Origin of the sequence: Ideonella sp. (assembly GCF_041287625.1) — a bacterium.
Classification (GTDB): Bacteria; Pseudomonadota; Gammaproteobacteria; order Burkholderiales; family Burkholderiaceae_C; genus Ideonella.
This window is the reverse complement of record NZ_JBGGNH010000066.1, coordinates 100,163-119,101: the sequence shown is the minus strand read 5'-3', so window position 1 is coordinate 119,101 and position 18,939 is coordinate 100,163. Positions and strand designations below refer to the sequence as shown.

Annotated in this window: 16 protein-coding genes and 2 tRNA genes; 6 read left to right on the top strand and 12 right to left on the bottom strand. The window is 66.4% G+C overall.

What is annotated here, in order from left to right; genetic code table 11:
* Window positions 1-335 precede the first annotated feature (335 nt).
* A complete protein-coding gene (locus tag ACAH41_RS24400; protein ID WP_325648176.1) occupies window positions 336-1,034 on the top strand; it encodes a Bax inhibitor-1/YccA family protein in 699 nt (232 codons plus the stop codon).
* Window positions 1,035-1,175: 141 nt separating this feature from the next.
* Here ACAH41_RS24400 and rlmD read toward each other — a convergent pair whose 3' ends face one another.
* From rlmD to surE, 4 genes are all read right to left on the bottom strand, one after another.
* Window positions 1,176-2,588 (bottom strand): 23S rRNA (uracil(1939)-C(5))-methyltransferase RlmD, encoded by a 1,413-nt coding sequence (gene rlmD, locus ACAH41_RS24395; RefSeq protein ID WP_325648177.1) that lies wholly within the window; start codon window positions 2,586-2,588, stop codon window positions 1,176-1,178.
* A gap of 93 nt (window positions 2,589-2,681) precedes the next feature.
* The gene (locus tag ACAH41_RS24390) at window positions 2,682-3,587 is read right to left on the bottom strand and encodes a peptidoglycan DD-metalloendopeptidase family protein (RefSeq protein WP_370538575.1); all 906 of its coding nucleotides are present in this window, start codon (window positions 3,585-3,587) and stop codon (window positions 2,682-2,684) included.
* 25 nt (window positions 3,588-3,612) lie between these two features.
* The gene (locus ACAH41_RS24385) at window positions 3,613-4,440 is read right to left on the bottom strand and encodes a protein-L-isoaspartate(D-aspartate) O-methyltransferase (RefSeq protein ID WP_370538571.1); all 828 of its coding nucleotides are present in this window, start codon (window positions 4,438-4,440) and stop codon (window positions 3,613-3,615) included.
* Window positions 4,437-5,219 carry a 5'/3'-nucleotidase SurE gene (surE, locus tag ACAH41_RS24380; RefSeq protein WP_325648179.1) on the bottom strand — a complete coding sequence of 261 codons (783 nt, stop codon included), beginning with the start codon at window positions 5,217-5,219 and terminating at the stop codon, window positions 4,437-4,439. The genes ACAH41_RS24385 and surE overlap by 4 nt, the downstream gene beginning before the upstream one ends.
* A 135-nt stretch (window positions 5,220-5,354) precedes the next feature.
* Here surE and ACAH41_RS24375 point away from each other — a divergent pair, with 135 nt between their 5' ends.
* From ACAH41_RS24375 to ACAH41_RS24365, 3 genes are all read left to right on the top strand, one after another.
* Window positions 5,355-6,332 carry an NADPH:quinone oxidoreductase family protein gene (locus ACAH41_RS24375; RefSeq protein WP_325648180.1) on the top strand — a complete coding sequence of 326 codons (978 nt, stop codon included), beginning with the start codon at window positions 5,355-5,357 and terminating at the stop codon, window positions 6,330-6,332.
* A 124-nt stretch (window positions 6,333-6,456) separates the two neighbouring features.
* The gene (locus tag ACAH41_RS24370; RefSeq protein ID WP_141287693.1) at window positions 6,457-7,212 is read left to right on the top strand and encodes a response regulator transcription factor; all 756 of its coding nucleotides are present in this window, start codon (window positions 6,457-6,459) and stop codon (window positions 7,210-7,212) included.
* Between the two features lie 71 nt (window positions 7,213-7,283).
* The gene (locus ACAH41_RS24365; RefSeq protein WP_370538570.1) at window positions 7,284-9,590 is read left to right on the top strand and encodes an ATP-binding protein; all 2,307 of its coding nucleotides are present in this window, start codon (window positions 7,284-7,286) and stop codon (window positions 9,588-9,590) included.
* Between the two features lie 171 nt (window positions 9,591-9,761).
* On the opposite strand, the gene ACAH41_RS24360 is transcribed toward ACAH41_RS24365, so the two are convergent.
* From ACAH41_RS24360 to uvrC, 8 genes are all read right to left on the bottom strand, one after another.
* A tRNA-His gene (locus ACAH41_RS24360) sits at window positions 9,762-9,837 on the bottom strand.
* Between the two features lie 59 nt (window positions 9,838-9,896).
* Window positions 9,897-11,810: a SurA N-terminal domain-containing protein gene (locus tag ACAH41_RS24355; protein WP_325648182.1), complete on the bottom strand. Its 1,914-nt coding sequence runs from the start codon at window positions 11,808-11,810 to the stop codon at window positions 9,897-9,899.
* A 127-nt stretch (window positions 11,811-11,937) separates the two neighbouring features.
* Window positions 11,938-12,013: transfer RNA gene (locus tag ACAH41_RS24350), tRNA-Val, on the bottom strand.
* Window positions 12,014-12,031: 18 nt separating this feature from the next.
* Window positions 12,032-12,304 carry an HU family DNA-binding protein gene (locus ACAH41_RS24345; RefSeq protein WP_141287698.1) on the bottom strand — a complete coding sequence of 91 codons (273 nt, stop codon included), beginning with the start codon at window positions 12,302-12,304 and terminating at the stop codon, window positions 12,032-12,034.
* A 339-nt stretch (window positions 12,305-12,643) separates the two neighbouring features.
* Window positions 12,644-13,510: a DMT family transporter gene (locus ACAH41_RS24340; protein ID WP_325648183.1), complete on the bottom strand. Its 867-nt coding sequence runs from the start codon at window positions 13,508-13,510 to the stop codon at window positions 12,644-12,646.
* An 88-nt stretch (window positions 13,511-13,598) separates the two neighbouring features.
* On the bottom strand, window positions 13,599-14,165 hold the full coding sequence (gene pgsA / locus ACAH41_RS24335) for a CDP-diacylglycerol--glycerol-3-phosphate 3-phosphatidyltransferase (RefSeq protein WP_325648184.1): 567 nt from the start codon (window positions 14,163-14,165) through the stop codon (window positions 13,599-13,601).
* Window positions 14,166-14,224: 59 nt separating this feature from the next.
* On the bottom strand, window positions 14,225-14,845 hold the full coding sequence (locus tag ACAH41_RS24330) for a hypothetical protein (RefSeq protein WP_325648185.1): 621 nt from the start codon (window positions 14,843-14,845) through the stop codon (window positions 14,225-14,227).
* The gene (gene uvrC / locus ACAH41_RS24325) at window positions 14,832-16,931 is read right to left on the bottom strand and encodes an excinuclease ABC subunit UvrC (protein WP_325648186.1); all 2,100 of its coding nucleotides are present in this window, start codon (window positions 16,929-16,931) and stop codon (window positions 14,832-14,834) included. Before uvrC ends, ACAH41_RS24330 begins: the two co-directional genes overlap by 14 nt.
* Window positions 16,932-17,007: 76 nt before the next feature.
* Here uvrC and earP point away from each other — a divergent pair, with 76 nt between their 5' ends.
* Together earP and efp are read left to right on the top strand one after the other, a co-directional pair.
* The gene (gene earP / locus ACAH41_RS24320) at window positions 17,008-18,096 is read left to right on the top strand and encodes an elongation factor P maturation arginine rhamnosyltransferase EarP (protein ID WP_325648187.1); all 1,089 of its coding nucleotides are present in this window, start codon (window positions 17,008-17,010) and stop codon (window positions 18,094-18,096) included.
* A 211-nt stretch (window positions 18,097-18,307) separates the two neighbouring features.
* The gene (efp, locus tag ACAH41_RS24315; RefSeq protein WP_325648188.1) at window positions 18,308-18,862 is read left to right on the top strand and encodes an elongation factor P; all 555 of its coding nucleotides are present in this window, start codon (window positions 18,308-18,310) and stop codon (window positions 18,860-18,862) included.
* Window positions 18,863-18,939: the final 77 nt, after the last annotated feature.

Below are 18,939 nucleotides of genomic sequence, written 5' to 3'. Positions count from 1 at the left end.
TCGCCTTGGGCCGATGCGCCCACCGCAACCGCCATCAGGGAAGCGCCGATGAGCGCCCTGATCGACAGGGTAAAACTAGCTGACATTCAAACAACTCCGAATAGGGAAGGAAGTAGTGAAAGACCAGTCTAGGGGCCGGATTTGCCTTCATCAATTGGTAACGTTTGCCTTTACGCCGTTCAATCTAGGGGGATTCGCAGGCCAGCCTGGCGCATGCCCCGTTTCGGCCCGCAGCCTGGGGCCACGGAACTAGAATGGGTCGCAAAACATCCTAGCCTGGGGCATGCGGCAAGACGCTGCAGCCCACTGTTTTCTGTTTCCCCTGGAGGGTCCTCATGAACGAAAGCCTGCAAACCTACAACGGCGCGAGCATCGGCGCCGATGGGCTGGTCACACAACGCCAGCGCGTGCTGCGCAACACCTACTGGCTGCTGGCGCTCTCGATGTTGCCGACGGTGCTGGGTGCGTGGATCGGCGTGGCCACCGGCATCGCCTCGATGATGACGCCCGGCGTGAGCCTGATCGTCTTCATGGTCGGCGCCTTCGGCTTCATGTTCGCAATCGAGAAGACCAAGGAATCGGGCGTCGGCGTGGCCGTGCTGCTGGCCTTCACCTTCTTCATGGGCCTGATGCTGTCGCGCCTGCTGTCGGTGATCCTGGGCTTCTCGAACGGCACGTCGCTGATCATGACCGCCTTCGGCGGCACCGCGCTCGTGTTCTTCGGCATGGCAACGCTTGCCACGGTGATCAAGCGCGACCTGTCCGGCATGGGCAAATTCCTCTACATCGGCGCGCTGGTGATCCTGGTCGCCGGCCTGATCAACTTCTTCGTGCAGTCCAGCGCCGCGATGCTGACGATGTCGGTGCTGTGCATCGGCCTGTTCTCGGCCTTCATGGTGTACGACATCAAGCGCGTGATCGACGGCGGCCAGACCAACTACATCAGCGCCACGTTGGAGCTCTACCTGGACATCTACAACGTGTTCCAGAGCCTGCTGATGCTGCTCGGCGTCTTCGGCGGCGAACGCGATTGAATGGGTGGGGCACCCGGTGCCGTGAGTACCCGCCACCACCCGCCGGGCGGGTTGGCGCAGCCGCCTTCGGGCGGCCCGGCGCCGCCTGCACTGGCAACGGCAAGGTTGCAATGAAAACAGGGCGCATCGAGCGCCCTGTTTTCATTCTTGCGTCAGCGCCACTTCTGTCGATTCAGCGACTGGTATTTCGCGCGGCGGCGGCACTTCACCGCGCTCGAACACGGCCATGCTTTCCACGTGCGCCGTGTGCGGGAACATGTTCACTGCGCCGGCCGACACGCAGCGGTAGCCCGCCACGTGCACCAGCAGGCCGGCGTCGCGCGCCAGCGTCGCCGGATTGCAGCTGACATAGACGATGCGCTCGGGCCCGGTCCAGCCTTCGCGCGGGTTCTGGCGCAGGTCGGCCAGCGCCTTGGTCAAGGCAAAGGCACCTTCGCGCGGCGGGTCCACCAGCCACTTGTCGGCCGAACCGAAGGCGATCAGGTCGTCTGGCGTGATCTCGAACAGGTTGCGCGCCTCGAAGCTGGTGCGCTCGCTCAGTCCGTTGTGGCGCGCGTTCTGGCGTGAACGTTCGACCAGCGTTTCGCTGCCCTCCACGCCCAGTACCTCGCGCGCCATCGTCGCGATCGGCAGCGTGAAGTTGCCCAGGCCGCAGAACCAGTCGATCACACGCTCGCCCTTGGCGGCCTGCAGCAGCCGCAGCGCGCGGCCGACCAGCACGGTGTTGATCTCGTGGTTGACCTGCGTGAAGTCGGTCGGCTTGAACGGCATGTGCACGCCGAATTCCGGCAACCGGTAGCCCAGCACCGGACCGCCTTCGTCCAGCAGGTGCACCGTGTCCGGCCCCTTGGGCTGCAGCCACCATTGCACCTGGTGCACGGCCGCGAAATCGCGCAGCTTTTGCGCGTCACCACTGGACAGCGGCTCCAGATGGCGCAGCACCAGCGCGGTGATGCCGTCGCCAATCGCCAGCTCGATCTGCGGCAACCTGTCGCGCTGCTGCATGCTGGCGATCAGCTCGCGCAGCGGCATCAGCATGTTGCTGACATGCCGCGGCAGCACCTCGCACTGCTTCATGTCGGCCACATAGCGCGACTTGCGCTCGTGGAAGCCGACCAGCACGGTGCCTTTCTTTGCCACGTAGCGCACCGACAGCCGAGCCCGGAAGCGGTAGCCCCAGGCCGGTCCTTCGATCGGCCGCAACAGGCGCTCAGCCTTGACCTTGCCGAGGTGCGCGAGGTTGTCCTCCAGCACACGCTGCTTGATCGCGACCTGGCTGGCGGCGTGCAAGTGCTGCATCTTGCAGCCGCCGCAGGCCCCCGCATGCAGGCCGAAGTGCGGACAGCCCGGGCGCACGCGCTGCGCGCTCTCGCGGCGCAGCGCGACCATGGTCGCCTGCTCCCACTGGTTCTTGCGCCGGCCCACCTCGACCAGCACTTCCTCACCCGGCAAGGCGCCGTCGATGAACACCACCTTGCCCTCGCTGTTGCGGGCCACGCCCTGGGCTTCCATGTCGAGCGACTCGACCTTCAGCCATTCATCCTTCTGTGTCATGGGGCGTCATTATCCGGGCGGAGAAAGAGGACAGCCGCCCGGAGGCGGCTGTAGGTTGGGACCAAGCGGCACTTTGTGGCCGCCTCGGCCAACTCATCTTTGGGGCAGCAACTTTGCCGGATCGATCGGCTTGCCCTGGCGGCGGATCTCGAAGTGCAGTTGCACCCGGTCCGCGTCGGAATTGCCCATCTCGGCAATCTTCTGGCCCTTGCGCACCGCCTGGTCTTCCTTGACCAGCAGCGTCTGGTTGTGCGCGTAGGCGGTCAGGTAGGTCGCGTTGTGCTTGACGATGATCAGGTTGCCATAGCCGCGCAGGCCGGAGCCGGCATAGACCACGCGGCCATCGGCCGCAGCCAGCACCGGGTCGCCAGCCTTGCCGCCGATCGCCAGGCCCTTGCTCTTGGTGTCGTCGAAGCCGGTGATGACGCCACCGGCAGCGGGCCAGGCCCATTGCACGTCGTCGTCGCTGGCAGCCGCTGCAGCCGCGGCGGCGGAACCGGTGCCGGTCGGCGGCGCTGCCATGCCTGCGCCCGAGGCGGGCGGCTGCGCGCCGGAAGCGGCGCCCGAGGCAGGCGCCGAAGCCGGCTTGCCGTCCAGCGGCCGGGTTTCAACCTTGGCAGTCGCCACCGGTTTGGTTGCGGCAGCACCCGGCTCCTGGCCCGGCGGCACCACGCGCAGCACCTGACCCACCTCGATCACGTTCGGGTTGTCCATGCCGTTCCAGCGCGCCAGGTCACGCCAGGCCTGGCCGCTTTCCAGCGCAATGCGCATCAGCGTGTCGCCTGGCTTGACGATGTAGGTGCCGGGCCTGGCCTCGGCAGGCGGCACGACGCTGCCGGTCCTGGACGGATCTGCGGCGGCACTGGCGCTGTAGGCAGCGGAACCGCGGCCCGCACCACGATCTTCGACCGGCGCCTGATTTTTGGTGGTGGTGCACGCCGCAAGCGTGGTCACGGCCACCAATGCAAGCCACGTGGACCAACGGCAGCCACGGAACATGGTCATGGCGTTTCTTTTCCCTGAGTCAACTGATGCCCGATTTTAAGGGGACGAACTGGACCGCCTCGCCCAAGGTCCGGCGAAAGCCTTCAAGGGTCCGGTCCACGACCACCAGCACCTGCCCGCGACCATCGGCCGCGCGCGCCGGTGCGATCAACCTGCCCCCCACCGCCAGCTGCTGCAGCCAGGCCTGCGGCAGGTCCTCGCCACCGGCCGCCGCGACGATGCTGTTGTACGGCGCCCGCAGCGGATGGCCCAGCATGCCGTCGCCATACAGCAGCTCGCAGCGCGGTGTCTGCAAGCCCGCCAGCTGGCGCACCGCCACGTCGTGCAGCCCGCGCAGGCGTTCGATCGACACCACCTGCTGCGCCACTTCGGCCAGCAGCGCGGTCTGGTAGCCGCAACCGGTGCCGATCTCCAGCACCCGCCCGAGGTGACCATGCCCGCGCGCCGACTCGCCCAGGAACAGCCACTCCAGCATGCGCGCAACCACCGAAGGTTTGGAGATGGTTTGCCCCAGGCCGATGGGCAAGCTGGTGTCCTCGTAGGCTTGCGCAGCCAATGCCGAGTCGACAAAGCGGTGCCGGGGGACGCGAAGCATGGCTTGCAGCACCGGCTCGCAGCGCACGCCTTCGCCGCGCAGCCGCTGCACCATGCGCTCGCGCACCGCCGGGTTGTCCAGCCCAAGGCCGGAAGGCATGCTGAGCAGCCGCGCATCGCGGGCAGCTTCGTGCAGCAGGCGCTGCGGCCGCAGCAGCTCGGGCCTGGCCTTGGCGGCTGCGGGCTTGGCCTGGTGCAGGGACGCAGGAAATCTGGCGGGCGGTCGGGCGGGCGGATCTTTCGGCTTGTTCACAGCCGGCCGACCCGGCTCAACTGCGCCTGCCAGCCAGGCAACGCAGCATGGTCGGTGAGGTCGACCTGTAAGGGTGTGATCGAAACCTGGCCGTTGGCCACCGCGTGGAAATCGGTGCCGGGACCGGCTTCACGCGCATCGCCGGCCGGGCCTATCCAGTAGATCGGCTCGCCCCGCGGATTGGTCTGTTGGATCACCGGCGAGCTGGCATGGCGCCGGCCCAGGCGGGTCGTGACCCAGGGCAACTGCGCGGCATCTGGCCGGTTCGGAATGTTGACGTTCAACAGCCAGGGCACGGCGGGCGGCTGGCCGGGCTTGAGCAGTGGCAGGACCGATTCGATCACCGCGCGCGCCACACGGGCCGCAGCGTCGAGGTGGGTCCAGCCCTTCTCGGCCTGCGAAAAGGCGATGGCCGGCACGCCGAACAGATAGCCTTCCATCGCCGCCGCCACGGTGCCGGAATACAGCGTGTCGTCGCCCATGTTGGCGCCCTGGTTGATGCCGGAAACAACCAGGTCGGGTCGGTGCGGCAGCAGCCCTGTCAGCGCGACGTGCACGCTGTCCGAAGGCGTGCCATTGACATAGCGGAAACCGGCCTGCTGCACACCCACCGCCTCGTAAACAGTCAGCGGGCGATTCAGGGTCAATGCGTTGGAGGTACCGCTGGCGTTCTGCTCTGGCGCGATCACATCGATCTCGCCGAGTCCGCGGCAGGCTTCGGCCAGCGCGGCGAGGCCGGGCGCCAGGTAACCATCGTCATTGGCAATCAGGATTCGCATGCGGCGCATTGTAGGCAGCCCGTCACCTGCGAGACGCTGGGATCGCACCCTGCTGACTATGATCTTTCGACGACTGCACGGCACGCGGGACGCAGGCTTGCCCGAGCAATCACACCCATTCACTGGAGACACGACATGCATGCCTGGCTTTGCGAAACCACCGACGGTCCCGAGGCCCTGGCCTGGAAGGAGACCCCCACGCCCGAGCCCGGCGAAGGCGAGGTGCGGATCGCGGTGAAAGCCGCCAGCCTGAACTTCCCGGACATCCTGATCACCCAGGGCAAGTACCAGTTCAAGCCGCCGCTGCCGTTCGTGCCCGGCGCCGAATACGCTGGCATCGTGGACAAGGTCGGCCCCGGCGTCAGTCACCTGACGCCGGGCATGCCGGTCGCGGCGATTGCCGGCACCGGCGGCTTTGGCACCTACGCGTGCGTGAAGGCTGCCCAGGTGCTGCCGCTGCCGCCCGGCTTCAAGCTGGAAGACGCGGCGGCCTTTGCGTTCACCTACGGCACCTCGCACCACGCGCTGATCGACCGCGGCGCGCTGCAGCCCGGCGAGACAGTGCTGGTGCTGGGCGCCGCGGGTGGCGTGGGCACGGCGGCCATACAGATTGCCAAGGCCGCTGGTGCGCGCGTGATCGCCGCGGCGTCCACCGACGAGAAGTGCGAGACCTGCCGCGCGCTGGGCGCCGATGCGACCATCAACTACAGCCGCGAGAAGCTGCGCGAGGCGCTGGCCGCCTTGACCGGCGGCAAGGGGCCTGACCTGGTCTACGACCCGATTGGGGGCGACCTGGCCGAGCAGGCCTTTCGTTCCATCGCCTGGCGCGGCCGCTACCTGGTGATCGGCTTCGCCGCTGGCGGCATTCCCGCACTGCCGTTCAACCTGCCGCTGCTCAAGGGCGCCTCGGTGGTCGGCGTGTTCTGGGGCGACTTCGTCAAGCGTGAACCCGGCAACAGCGCCCGCGCGCTGGCCCAGCTGAGCCAGTGGTATGCCGAAGGCAAGGTCAAGCCGGTGATCGACGAACTGCTGCCCATCTCCGAGCTGCCGCATGCCTACCGCCGCATGGCGAGCCGCGAGGTGCGCGGCAAGCTCGTGATGCAACTGGATTGAGGCGTCACCCGCGGCATTGTTCCGCCCTGGCCTCCTGCGCAGCCCCCACAATCGTGTGGCAGGTGCGAAGACCGCGCCTGCTAGCATGCGCAGTGATATTTGGAGTCATCAGGGAGATTCGTTCATGTCAGTCAAGGTGTTGATCCTCGAAGACAACCCGGTGGCACGCGACTTCCTGTCGCGTGTGCTGCGGGAAAGCTTCAGCGATCCGATCTCGATCACCGAGGCCGGCGATCTGGAAACCGCTCGCGCGCAAATCGCGCTCACCGGTCCGCAAGGCCTGCACGGGGCCGATCCGTTCAAGCTGATGCTGGTGGACCTGGAGTTGCCCGACGGCAATGGCCTGGAGCTGCTGGCCGAGCTGACCAACTATCCGGCAACCAAGGTCGTCACCACGCTGTATTCCGACGACGAGCACCTTTTCCCCGCATTGCAGTGCGGGGCAGACGGCTACCTGCTGAAGGAAGACCGTTTCGAGGTGCTGGTCGAGGAGTTGCGCAAGATCGTGCTGGGCCAGCCGCCGCTGTCGCCTGCGATTGCCCGCCGCCTGCTGACCCACTTCCGATTCAGCGGCACGCCAGTGGATCCGCAGGCGCCGGCGCCGCTGACCACGCCGATGAACCCGCCGGTGAACGCGCCGGCCGCCAGCAGCAAGCCGCCGGTGCCGATCGAGCGCCCGGTAGAAATGCCCCACCTCACGCCGCGCGAGATCGAGGTGCTGACCTACCTGAGCAAGGGCTTCACGATCAAGGAGATCGCGAACCTGATGGGCATCAAGTGGTTCACGGTGAACGACCACATCAAGTCGATCTACCGCAAGCTGAACGTCTCCAGCCGCGCAGAAGCCGCCGTGCTGGCGAGCAAGCAAGGCCTGGTCTGACGCAGCGGCGAGCCGGCAGCCCCGGCTCGCCCTTCCTGCCGCCCCACCTGGGGCTGCCCACCCTCTGACCCTTGTACGGCCCGGCCGCCGTGGTGCAGGCACCGCAAGGCAACGCCGGCCCCACCGCGATGAACACGACGAACTGGTCCGACTCGCTGGGTCCCTCCTCGGTCCTGCCCCCTATTGAACTGGACCGCCCCCCGACTGACAACAGCGGTCCCGGCCGGACCCAGCGCATTGCGTGGCGGCGGCAGGCATTGCTGCTGGCCGCCGTCATCGGTTGCCTGACGGTTTTCATGCTGGCCCGCGCGATGGCCAACAACCCGCACATCGCGGCCGAATGGCGCACGACGGCCAGCGGTCACCTGGAGCTGGCTGACACACCGCTGCTGACGCTCAAGCCCTTTGTCGGCCGCGAGCTGGACGCGGTGGTGTTGCCAGACGGCGAACTGCTGCCGTTCGGCGTGCTGACCATCTCGCACTCGGCCCGCTGGATCACCGATGACAGCGTGCGGCGCGACCTGGTGAAGGTGCGGCTGGCCACCGCGCAATCGCTCGAAGCCGGCCAGGTCACGCTGCGCTTTCGCGATGGTGCACAGGTCGAATTGAAGCCACGCCCGCGTGGCTACGGCAGCCTGGGCGCGATGTTCTGGCTGATGAGCGCCTTCGCGATGGTGCTGTTCCTGGTCGGATGGATCGTGCCGCTGGTGCAACCGCAGCTGCGCAACCTGCTGTACGCGGTGATGGCGCATGCGCAGGCCGCGCAGCTGCTGCTGGCCGCTGTCGCCTCGGTGCCGGCGCTGGCGCTGCCATCACTGATGGTGCTGCGCGAATCCAGTGTGCACGCGGTGCTGGAGGCCGTCACCGGCGCCGCCATCGTGCATGCCGCGTCCTTACATCCGGCCCGGCTGAAAGGCCGCTGGCTGATTGCCGCGGCCGCCTGGGCCGCCACGCTGGCCTACGCCCTGCCCTCGCTGTCCGGCACGCTGACGCAGGACTGGTGGTGGGGCCAATCGCTGCTGCTGGGCGATGGCCTGGTCTGCATCGCACTGCTGAGCTGGTCGCACCGCAATGAACCGCATCCGTTTGCGGTGGTGATGCGCCGCTTCTGCGTGGTCACCGTGGCCACGCTGGCGCTGCTGACGCTGGCCGTCTCGATGCGCCCGCACCTGCCGGCGGAAGTGCAGCCGGTGGCCTCGGTCGGGCCGGTGATCTGGGGCGTGTTCTTCGCCTCGGTGGTGCTGCTGGTGCCTTTCATCTCGCGCTCGCAGAACGTGATGCGCGAGTTCGCGATGCTGGCCGGCATCAGCACCATTGCCACCTCGGTGGACCTGCTGTTTGTCGCGGTCTTCTCGTTCAGCCAGTTCACCTCGCTGACGCTGTCGCTGTTCCTCGCGCTCGGTGCCTACGCTGCCATCCGCCAGTGGCTGGTGAGCCAGATGATGGGCGCGCGCGCCTTGACCACCGAGCGCATGTTCCAGCACCTGTACCGCATTGCGCGCGAGGTGGAGGCGCGGCCGGAACGCGCGGCAGACCGCATGATCGAGCTGCTGCGCAATGTCTTCGAGCCACTGGAGACCCACCGCAGCGCCGGCCGCGCCCAGCAAAGCCGCATTGCCGGCAATGGCGCGGTGCTGCAGGTGCCGCTGCCCAACCTGACCGACAACCCGACAGTGGACGGCATGGTCTCGCTGCGCTTTGCCGAGCGCGGCAAGCGGCTGTTCACGCAGGAAGACGCGCGTCTGGCCGACCGGGTGCTGGAGCAGCTGATGCGCGCGCTGGCGCACGACCGCGCGGTCGAGCGCGGCCGCAGCGAAGAGCGCACCCGCATCGCGCAGGACCTGCACGACGACATCGGCGCGCGCCTGCTGACGCTGATGTACAAGTCGCAGAGCAAGGAAATGGAAGAGTACGTGCGGCACACGCTGCAGGACTTGAAGACCCTGACCCGTGGCCTGGCTGCCAAACACCACCCGCTGGCACTCGCCGCGGCCGAGTGGAAGACCGACATCACGACCCGACTGGAAGCCGTGCGCTGCGAGCTGGAGTGGCATGCCCACTTCGACCAGGAAGTGACGCTGAGCATGATCCAGTGGTCCTCGCTGACCCGCATCCTGCGCGAGCTGGTCAGCAACGTGATCTCGCACTCCAAGGCCTCGCACGTGCGCATCGAATGCCGGCTGCACAACGGCCGCTTCAGCTTCGAGCTCGCCGATGACGGCGTGGGCCGCGAACCGGCCAAATGGTCCCACGGCCTGGGCCTGGGCGGCATCCGCAAGCGCGTGAAGCTGTTGAACGGCACGGTACGCTGGCAGGAGCGCGACCCGGTGGGCACGCTGTGCAGCGTAGACATCCCACAGCTCGTCCGACCCGATTAAATGGGGCACCCGGCTTCGCGGGTACGCGAAGCCACCCGCCGGGCGGGTTGCGCAGGCCGCTTGGGGCGGCCCGGCGCTGGCCTGCGTTTTGGGTCACCCGCCTCGCGGGGATGCAAAGCCACAAAGCAAAACGGCGACAAGAACTGAACCTTGTCGCCGTTTTTCATTGGGTGGGGTGGCTAATGGGACTCGAACCCACGACAACCAGAATCACAATCTGGGACTCTACCAACTGAGCTATAGCCACCACCGGAAGCCTATGATTATAGCCATCAATTCAGCCCCTTTTCAGGGGCCCGAGGCGAATTAATTTGCCTCGGTGGCAGAAGCTGCGGGCTCCGGCGCCTTCAGCTTGATGTCGACCTTGTAGCGGCGCTTCAGTGCATCGTAGTACGCCGCCGTCTCTGCGCTGGCCAGGGCGCGAGCCACAGCGGGCTGGGCGCTGGCGACATCGGCGTCCCCCGCAATGCGGGGCACGCTCTTGAGCACCTTCAGCACCGCGTAACCCTGAGCACCCAGGTCCACGCCCACGACGGCCGGTGCCTTGCTCAGGTCGGCCGCGAGCGCTGCGTCCACCACCTGGCGCGGCAGGTCTTGGGCCTTGGCGCGCGAGACGGTCACAACCTGCGGCAAGGCCTCGGCCGGATTCTGCTTCAGCGCAGCCACGCGGGCTTCGCCTTCCTTGCGGGCCGCTGCGGCAGCCTGCTCGGCCCGCAGCTGCTTCAGCACATCGGCATGCACTTCGGCGAGCGGGCGCAAATGCTCTGGCTGGTACTCGGTGACGCGGGCCGCAACCATCTGATTGGGGCCGGTTTCAATCGCCTGCGTGTTGCGCTTGTTCTTCAGCACTTCGTTGCCGAACACCGCGTCCAGCAGCTTGGCCGAAGCCAGCGGGCCGGCGGCATTCGGCACCGGCTGGCGCTGGACCGAAGCGCTGAGCTTGGTCAGCTTGAGCTTGTCGACAACAGGCTGCAGCGAGTCGCTCTGGTCTTCGACAGTGTTGGAGAACTCTTCGGCCGCGGCCGCATAGTTCTTCTGTGCCGCCTGCTTGCCCACCTCGTCCAGGATCTCGGCGCGCACGCTGTCGAAAGGCTTGACCTGCCCACCGCGCACATCGGTCAGCTTGATGATGTGGAAGCCGTAGTCGGACTCGACCACCTTGCTCAACTCGTCCTTCTTCATCGCGAAGGCCGCATCTTCAAACGGCTTGGTCATCGCGCCGCGGCCGAAGAAGTCCAGGTCGCCGCCCTTTTCGGCAGAGCCGGGGTCGGCCGAGTTCTTCTTGGCCAGTTCGGCAAAACGCTCCGGCTGCTTGCTCAGCTCGGCCAGCAGGGCCTCGGCTTTTTCCTTGGCCTTGGCGCGCTCGGCCGCCGGCGCATCCTTGGCAGCAGCGATCAGGATGTGGCTGGCGCGGCGCTCTTCAGGTGCGGTATAGCGCAAGGCCTTGTTCTGCTCATAGTAGGTCTTCAGGTCTTCCTCGTTGACCTGCACCTGCTTTTGCAGTTGCGCCAGGTCCAGCACCACGTAGTCGATCTTGGCGACTTCCGGCGAATGGAACTGGCTGCCATGGGCCTTGTAGAAGGCCTCGATCTCGGCATCGGTGGGTTTGACCTTGTCCAGGTAAGCGCCCGCCTCGAAGCGCTGCAACTGCACCTCGCGCTGGTCCAGCAAGGCGTTCACGTTGGCGCTGAGCAAGGCCTTGCCCGAGAAGGCCGACTCGTTCACGCCCGCCAGCACTTGGCGCTGCGCATATTGCTGACGCACACGCTCCTGGAACTGGGTCGCGGTCATGCCTTGCGCCGCCAGGAATTCCTTGTTCAGGGAGCCGTCAGGCTTGCGCAGCATCGCAAACTGCGGGTCTGCCACGAACAACTGCTGCAGCCGCAGGTCGGACACGCCCAGGTTCTGCTTGGCGACTGCCGTTTCCATCACGCGCTCGCGCACCAGCTCATCCAGCGTCTGGCGCTTCATCTCAGGCGTGTCGAACAGCTTCACGTCGATGTTGGGCATGCGCTCGCGCATCTGCTCGATCTGCTGGCGGTGCGCTGCATCGAGCTCGCTCTGCTTGATGGCGCGGCCGTCCACCTTGGCCACCGTGGCGGCGGCGTCGCTGGTGAAGCTGGAGTAGCCCTGCAATCCGAAGAAGACGAAGGACGGAAAAATCAGCAGTACCAGCAGGCCTTGCAGCAGGCGGTTGTGCGAACGGACGAAATCGAACATGTGACTTGTGCCTTGGTGGAATACGGCGCTCGCCGGAAACAACAAAGGCGAACCGTTGAGTTCGCCTTTTGTTCCTGGCTGCGCACGTCGCGCGGGATTCTAATCAATGCCCGGCGGGGCGCTGCGGTGGTGAGTGCTGAGGGGCTCGAACCCCCGACCTACGCCGTGTAAAGGCGCCGCTCTACCAACTGAGCTAAGCACCCGCAGCTTCAACAAATTCTTCAGTTCAACGCGTCTTTCAGGCCCTTGCCCGGACGGAACTTCGGCACCTTGGCCGCCTTGATCTTGATCGGCTCGCTGGTACGCGGATTGCGGCCGGTACGGGCAGCGCGCTTTGTCACCGCGAAGGTGCCAAACCCAACGATCGACACGCTGCCACCTTTTTTCAAGGTGGTCTTCACCCCACCGATCATCGCCTCCAGCGCGCGCGTGGCGGCTGCCTTGGAGATGTCGGCCTGCAGGGCGATGTGCTCGATCATTTCAGACTTGTTCACGAAAGTACCCCCTCTCTCAATGGTGCAGCAACGACGCCGGACAACAATCGGTTTCATGCTGCCCCACCGGCTCAGCGAGTGGGCTGCAGGCGCCTGGCTTGCGCTGCTCCTGTCACCAGTGCTTCCGCTGCCAAGACAGGCCAGAACCTGACCAGACCCGGGTGCTGCAGGCCATGCAGACCAGAGAAGAAAGGGGCGAGACGAGAGAGAAAAGCCGTGGGAGAAACCGCTGTCCGGGCAGAAAATCATTACAGCGTCCACCCGTGGCGGTGTCAAGCACGGATGCGGATTCTATGCGTAAACACCCGTTCTTCAGAGGACGGCGCCAGCCAGCCTTCATCAGGCCCGCAGAGGCTGCCGCACGACCAGCGCCACACCCAGCGCCGTCAGCGCCATGCCGGCCAGCATGTCGGCTGTCAGCGGCTCGCCGAACAGCAGCGCCGCCATCAAGGCCGTGCAGGGCGGCACCAGGTACATCAGGCTGGTGACCTGGGTCGCCGCGCCACGCTGTATCAGCAGGTAGAGCAAGGAGCTTCCACCCAGCGTCAGCACGCCCACCGACCAGGCCATGGACGCCATCAGCGGCCAGCCCCAATCCATTGCTTCGGGCTCCAGCAGCGCCAGCGGCAAGGTCACGAGGAAAGCGGCGCCCATCTGCACCAGGCCCGCGCTGCGCACGTCGCAAGCCGCCACATGGGCTTTTTGATACAAGGTGCCCACGGTGATGCCGGCCAGCGCCAGCAGCGCGAGCGCCAGGTTGGCCGCGTGCAGTTCACCGGCGCCCAGCTTGTGGCGCACCACCAGGAACAGGCCCAGCAGCCCCAAGCCCAGGCCCAGCCATTGCCTGCGCGCAGCGCCTCGGCCAGGTGCAGATCCCGCAGCGCTGCGCGAGGCCAGCCACAGCGCCGTCAACACCGGTTGCAGGCCGACCAGCAGCGCAATCGTGCCCGCACCCATGCCCAGCTTGACGGCCGACCAGACGCCGCCGAGGTAACCCGCCTGCATCAGCAGACCGGTCACCGCGAGGTGGCCCCACTGCGCCCGTCCCTGCGGCCAGTTGGCACCCGAAACCCGGACCCAGATGCCAAAGGCCAGCACCGACAGGGCGTAGCGCCATGCCAGGAAGCTCATCGGCGGCGAATGCGGCATGCCGAAGCGCGCGACGATGAAGCCGGTGCTCCAGATCAGCACGAACACCCAGGGCATGGCCGCGATTAGGCGAGTGTTCGCCGAAGGAGCGGGAGTGGGCGTGACGCTCATGCAGAAGGGGGACCAGGGGCAGTGCCCCGCAGGCTCAACGGGCCTTGGCCCGGATCTCCGGCAGCGCCTTCTGCAGGTAGTACACCATGGACCAGATGGTCAAAACGCAGGCCACCAGGATCAGCAACGTGCCCCAGATGCGCGTGGGCAGCAGGCCGAACAGCTCGCCGTCATACAGCAGGAACGGGATGGCGATCATCTGCACCGTCGTCTTGAGCTTGCCCAGCATGTGCACCGCAACACTGCGGGAGGCACCGATCTGCGCCATCCACTCGCGCAAGGCAGAAATGGCGATCTCGCGGCCGATGATGACCAGCGCGATCAGCGCGTGCACGCGGCCGAGCTCCACCAGCACCAGCAAGGCCGCGCAGACCAGGAACTTGTCAGCCACCGGATCCAGGAAGGCGCCAAAGGACGAACTCTGGTTCAGCCTGCGCGCCAGGTAGCCATCCAGCCAGTCGGTGAGCGCACACACGATGAACATCACCGTGGCCAGCAGGTTGCGCGTAGGCGCTTCCCACGGCAGGTAGAACACACCGACGATCAGCGGAATGGCCACGATGCGGGCCCATGTCAACAACGTCGGTATCGTGAAAAACATCTGTCGATTCTGCCTGCATTTGGTGCCTGCCGCGGGCGACACATCTCAATCTCGGGATGTCACTGGTCCAGCGTGCGCGGCTTGAACTGGCGGTCTTCGTTGAACAGGAAGACTTCGGTGAACTTCCACGGCTTGGGCAGCTTGCGCACGTCGCCATAGGGCGCTGCCTTGTACACCGCATCCATCGCGATCTTCACCGTGTCCCTGGCCTGGCTGGGCTGTCGCAGGACTTTGATGTGGGCCACTTGGCCATCGGCCTTCAACTCGATCTCCAACACCGGAATGGCCAGCAAGGGCTCGGGCACCGCCCCGTGGTAGATGCGTTCCGGGTTGGCCTCGACCAGCCTGCGCGCGGCCCGCTCGCGGTATTCGTCCCAGTTCCTGGCTGGCGGCAGCGGCGCGGCGGGCGAGCCGTTGCCCACCACCGGCGCGTCCACCGCCTTGCCGCTCCTGGCGGCCTCGGCCGCCTCGGTGCTGGGCACCGCCGCGGGCAGAGGTGTGGAGCAGCCGGTCAGCATTCCCGGCAGACCGGTGACCAGCCCGGCCATCAGCGTGACGCTGACCGTGGTGGCCCAGCCGCCGCGCCACGCGCCGGGGCTGATGCACCAGGCCGCGCCAGCTGCAACATCGGCCGCGTCGCCAGGCATGTCGTCGTCGTTTTGCGGCTCAATGCAATGCACGGTGGATCTCCTCCGCCAAATCCCTCGAAATGCCTTCGACCGTGACCAGGTCGTCGACGCTGGCCTGCGCCACGCCGCGCACCCCGCCAAAGCGCTGCAGCAGCTTCGCACGCTTCTTCGGCCCCACGCCCGGAATGTCTTCCAGCTTGCTGCCGCCTGTGCGAACGCTGGCACGCTTGGCCCGCATGCCGGTGATCGCGAAGCGGTGCGCTTCGTCGCGGATCTGCGCCACCAGCATCAGCGCGGCCGAGTCCGGCGCCAGCGTCAGCTTCTCGCGCCCGTCGGCAAACACCAGCTCTTCCAGCCCCACCTTGCGGCCCTCGCCCTTTTCCACGCCTGCGATCAGCGACAGGTCCAGCCCCAGCGACTGGAACACCTCGCGCGCCATCGTCACCTGGCCCCGCCCGCCATCTACCAGCACCAGGTCAGGCAAGCGCACCTTGGCATCCGGCGGCAGCGGGCCTTCGGCCACCAGCGCGGCCAGTTTCTCGTAGCGGCGCGTCAGCACCTGGCGCATCGCGGCGTAGTCGTCGCCACCGGTGATGCCTTCGATGTTGAAGCGGCGGTACAGGCTGTTCTGCATCTTGTGGTCTTCGTAGACCACGCACGAGGCCTGCGTGGCCTCGCCGGCCGTGTGGCTGATGTCGAAACACTCGACGCGGAACAGCTCCAGGTTGTCGACCGCCAGGTCCAGCGCATCGACCAGGGCGCGCGTGCGTTCACGCTGTGAGCCTTCTTCGGCAAGCAACCGCGCCAACGCCAGTTCACCGCCCTTGATCGCCATGTCCAGCCAGATGCGGCGCTGCTCGCGCGGCTGGTGCAGCGCATTCAGCTTGATGCCCGCCTGCGTGCCCAGTGCCTGCAGCAAGGTGCGCTGCACCGGGTGGCTGAGCACCAGCAGCGGTGGCGGTGCGGTGCCCAGGTAGTGCTGTGCCATGAAGGCCTGCAACACCTGCTGCTCGGCTGTCAGCAGTTCGACCGGCTCCAGCGGCTCCGCCGGCTCACTACCCACCTTGGTATCATCTGCCGTGGCCTCGGCAACCTCCGCAGTGGCCTCTTCGGTCGCCAGCGCAATGGCTTCTTCCACATGCGTCGGAAAGAACGCCCTGTCCCCCAGGTGCCGGCCGCCGCGCACCATTGCCAGGTTCACGCAGGCCCGGCCACCGGCCACCTTGACGGCCAGGATGTCCACGTCCTTGCCGGTGCTGGACAGGCTGCTTTCATCGACAGACTGCTGGTGCTGAACCTTGGCCAGCGCCGCAATGCGGTTGCGCAGCTCGGCCGCGCGTTCGAATTCCAGCATCTCGGCGTGCGCCATCATCTGCGACTGCAGCTCGTCCACCACCTGCTGCTGTTCACCGAGCAGGAAGCGCTCGGCGTCACGCACATCGCGGGCGTAGTCCTCGTTCGAGACCAGGCCCACGCAAGGCCCGGAGCAGCGCCGGATCTGGTAGAGCAGGCAGGGCCGCGAGCGGTTGTTGAAAACCGTGTCTTCGCAGGTGCGCAGCCGGAAAACCTTCTGGATCAGCTGGATGGTTTCCTTGACCGCCCAGGCGCTCGGGTACGGACCGAAATAGCGGTGCTTGCGGTCCACCGCGCCGCGGTAGTAGGCCAGCCGCGGAAAGCGCTGGGCCTGCGGCACCAGGCCACCATCCGGCCCGCGGGCGCCCGTGATCTTCAGGTACGGATAGCTTTTGTCGTCCCGGAACAGGATGTTGAACTTCGGGTTCAACGCCTTGATCAGGTTGTTTTCCAGCAGCAGCGCTTCGGCTTCGCTGCGCACCACCGTGGTCTCCAGACGCACGATGCGCGAGACCATCAACCCGATGCGCGTGCCGCCATGGTCTTTCTGGAAATACGAGGACACGCGCCGCTTCAGGTCACGTGCCTTGCCCACGTACAACACGCCGCCTTGTGCGTCGAAGTAGCGGTAGACACCAGGCAGCCCGGGGAGCGCCGCCACTTCGAGCAGCAGGCGGGCCCGCTGCTCGCCCGCATCGACGGGAGAGGGCGTGGCAGCCGGCGGTGTGGTCGGCGGCAGCTCGGCTGTGCCGGGAACGGAAGGGTCGGAATCCGGAGACGTCATGGGTGGCGAAGGCTGAGCAGCGCATTGTGCCGTCGCAGCCAAAGCGGGCATGGCGGCGCTGCCGATAATGCGCCGCATGCCGCGATGGGATTGGGACCTGCTCTGCCGCGTGATCGACAACCACGGCGACCTGGGGGTGTGCTGGCGGCTGGCACGCGAGCTGGTGAGCCGCGGCCACCGCGTGCGGCTCTGGCTGGACGACGACCGCGCACTGCGCTGGATGGCGCCCGATGGTCCGCCGTCCGGCTTGCAGGTGCTGCCCTGGCCGACGGGCGAACAATTGCCAGCATTGTTCGATGGCGCGCCAGGTGACGTCGTCGTCGAAGCCTTCGGCTGCGAGCCGCCGCCCGCCTTGAAGCACCGCATCGCCCAGGCCGCAGTCGCCGGCCGGGCACCGGTCTGGATCAACCTCGAATATCTCAGCGCCGAAGGCTACGTCGAGCGCTCGCACCGCCTGCGCTCACCGCAACGCCTGGGCGACGACCAATGGCTGGACAAGTGGTTTTTCTACCCTGGGTTCACCGCGGCAACCGGTGGACTGCTGCGTGAATCCAATCTGGACGCCCAGCAAGTGGCATTCGACGCCCCAGCCTGGCTGGCCGCGCATGGCATCTCGCCGCAGCCGGATGAGTGCCTGGTCAGCCTGTTCTGCTACGAGAACCCGCAGTTGCCTGCCCTGCTTGACTGCCTGGCCGAACAGCCCACGCTGCTGCTGACGGCACCCGGCCCGGCCACCGAAGGCTGCGACGGACTCGCGCTGCCCACCAATGTCCGCTGGCAGCCGCTGCCCTGGCTCAGCCAGCCCGCATACGACCGGCTGCTGTGGGCCTGCGACCTGAACCTGGTGCGCGGTGAAGATTCCTTCGTTCGCGCCCAGTGGGCTGGGCGGCCCTTCCTGTGGCAGATCTATCCGCAGGACGACGGCGTGCACGCGGGCAAGCTGGCGGCCTTTCTTGACCGCCACCTTGCGGCTGCTCCGGCGCCGCTGGCGGGCCAGGTACGACAGGCCATGTGGACCTGGAACGGCCTGGCGCCGGCAGGGGCTTTTCCGGCGCTGCCGGCGCTGTCCGAATGGCGGGTGCTGGCAGCGCGCTGGCGTGCACATTTGTTCAGCCAGCCTCCTCTTGTCGAGCAGCTGCTCGATTTCGTCGCCGGAAAGCGTTAAAATTCAAGGCTTTGCGGAAATCAGCCCGGCGGCCTGGATTTCCGACAACCCTAACTCTCACGCGGCGCCGCAGGCCCTGCGATGCCCTGTGGATCGGGACTGGCTGGCCAAGCTTCAGATGCTTCAGCACCCCGGCCTTGCAGGCATGGCGCGCACCCGATGCATTTGGGTGCCCTGTGCAGCGTGGCGCCGCCCTTACTGGAATATCACCATGAAACTCGCTCAGGAAATCCGCGCCGGCAACGTCATCATGCAGGGCAAGGACCCGATGGTCGTGCTCAAGACCGAATACAGCCGTGGCGGCCGCGGTGCTGCCACTGTGCGCATCAAGATGAAGAGCCTGCTCAGCGGCTTCGGCGCTGAAACCGTCTTCAAGGCCGACGACAAGATGGACCAGATCGTCCTCGACAAGAAGGACTGCACCTACTCCTACTTCGCCGAGCCGATGTACGTCTTCATGGACGACGAGTACAACCAGTTCGAAGTCGAAGCCGAGAACATGGGCGACGCCATCTCGTACCTGGAAGACGGCATGACCGTCGAAGTGGTGTTCTACGACGGCAAGGCCATCTCGGTCGAAATGCCCACCAGCGTGGTGCGCGAGATCGAAACCGAGCCGGCCGTCAAGGGCGACACCTCGGGCAAGGTCATGAAGCCGGCCAAGCTGGTGGGCACCGGTTTCGAAATCGCCGTGCCGCTGTTCGTGGAAAACGGCGACAAGATCGAAATCGACACCCGCACCCACGAATACCGCAAGCGCGTCTGATCCTTTTCGGATTCAACGGCATCATCGGGGCACCTTCGGGTGCCCTTTGTCTTGGTGTCCCCGCTTTCGCTTTTTTG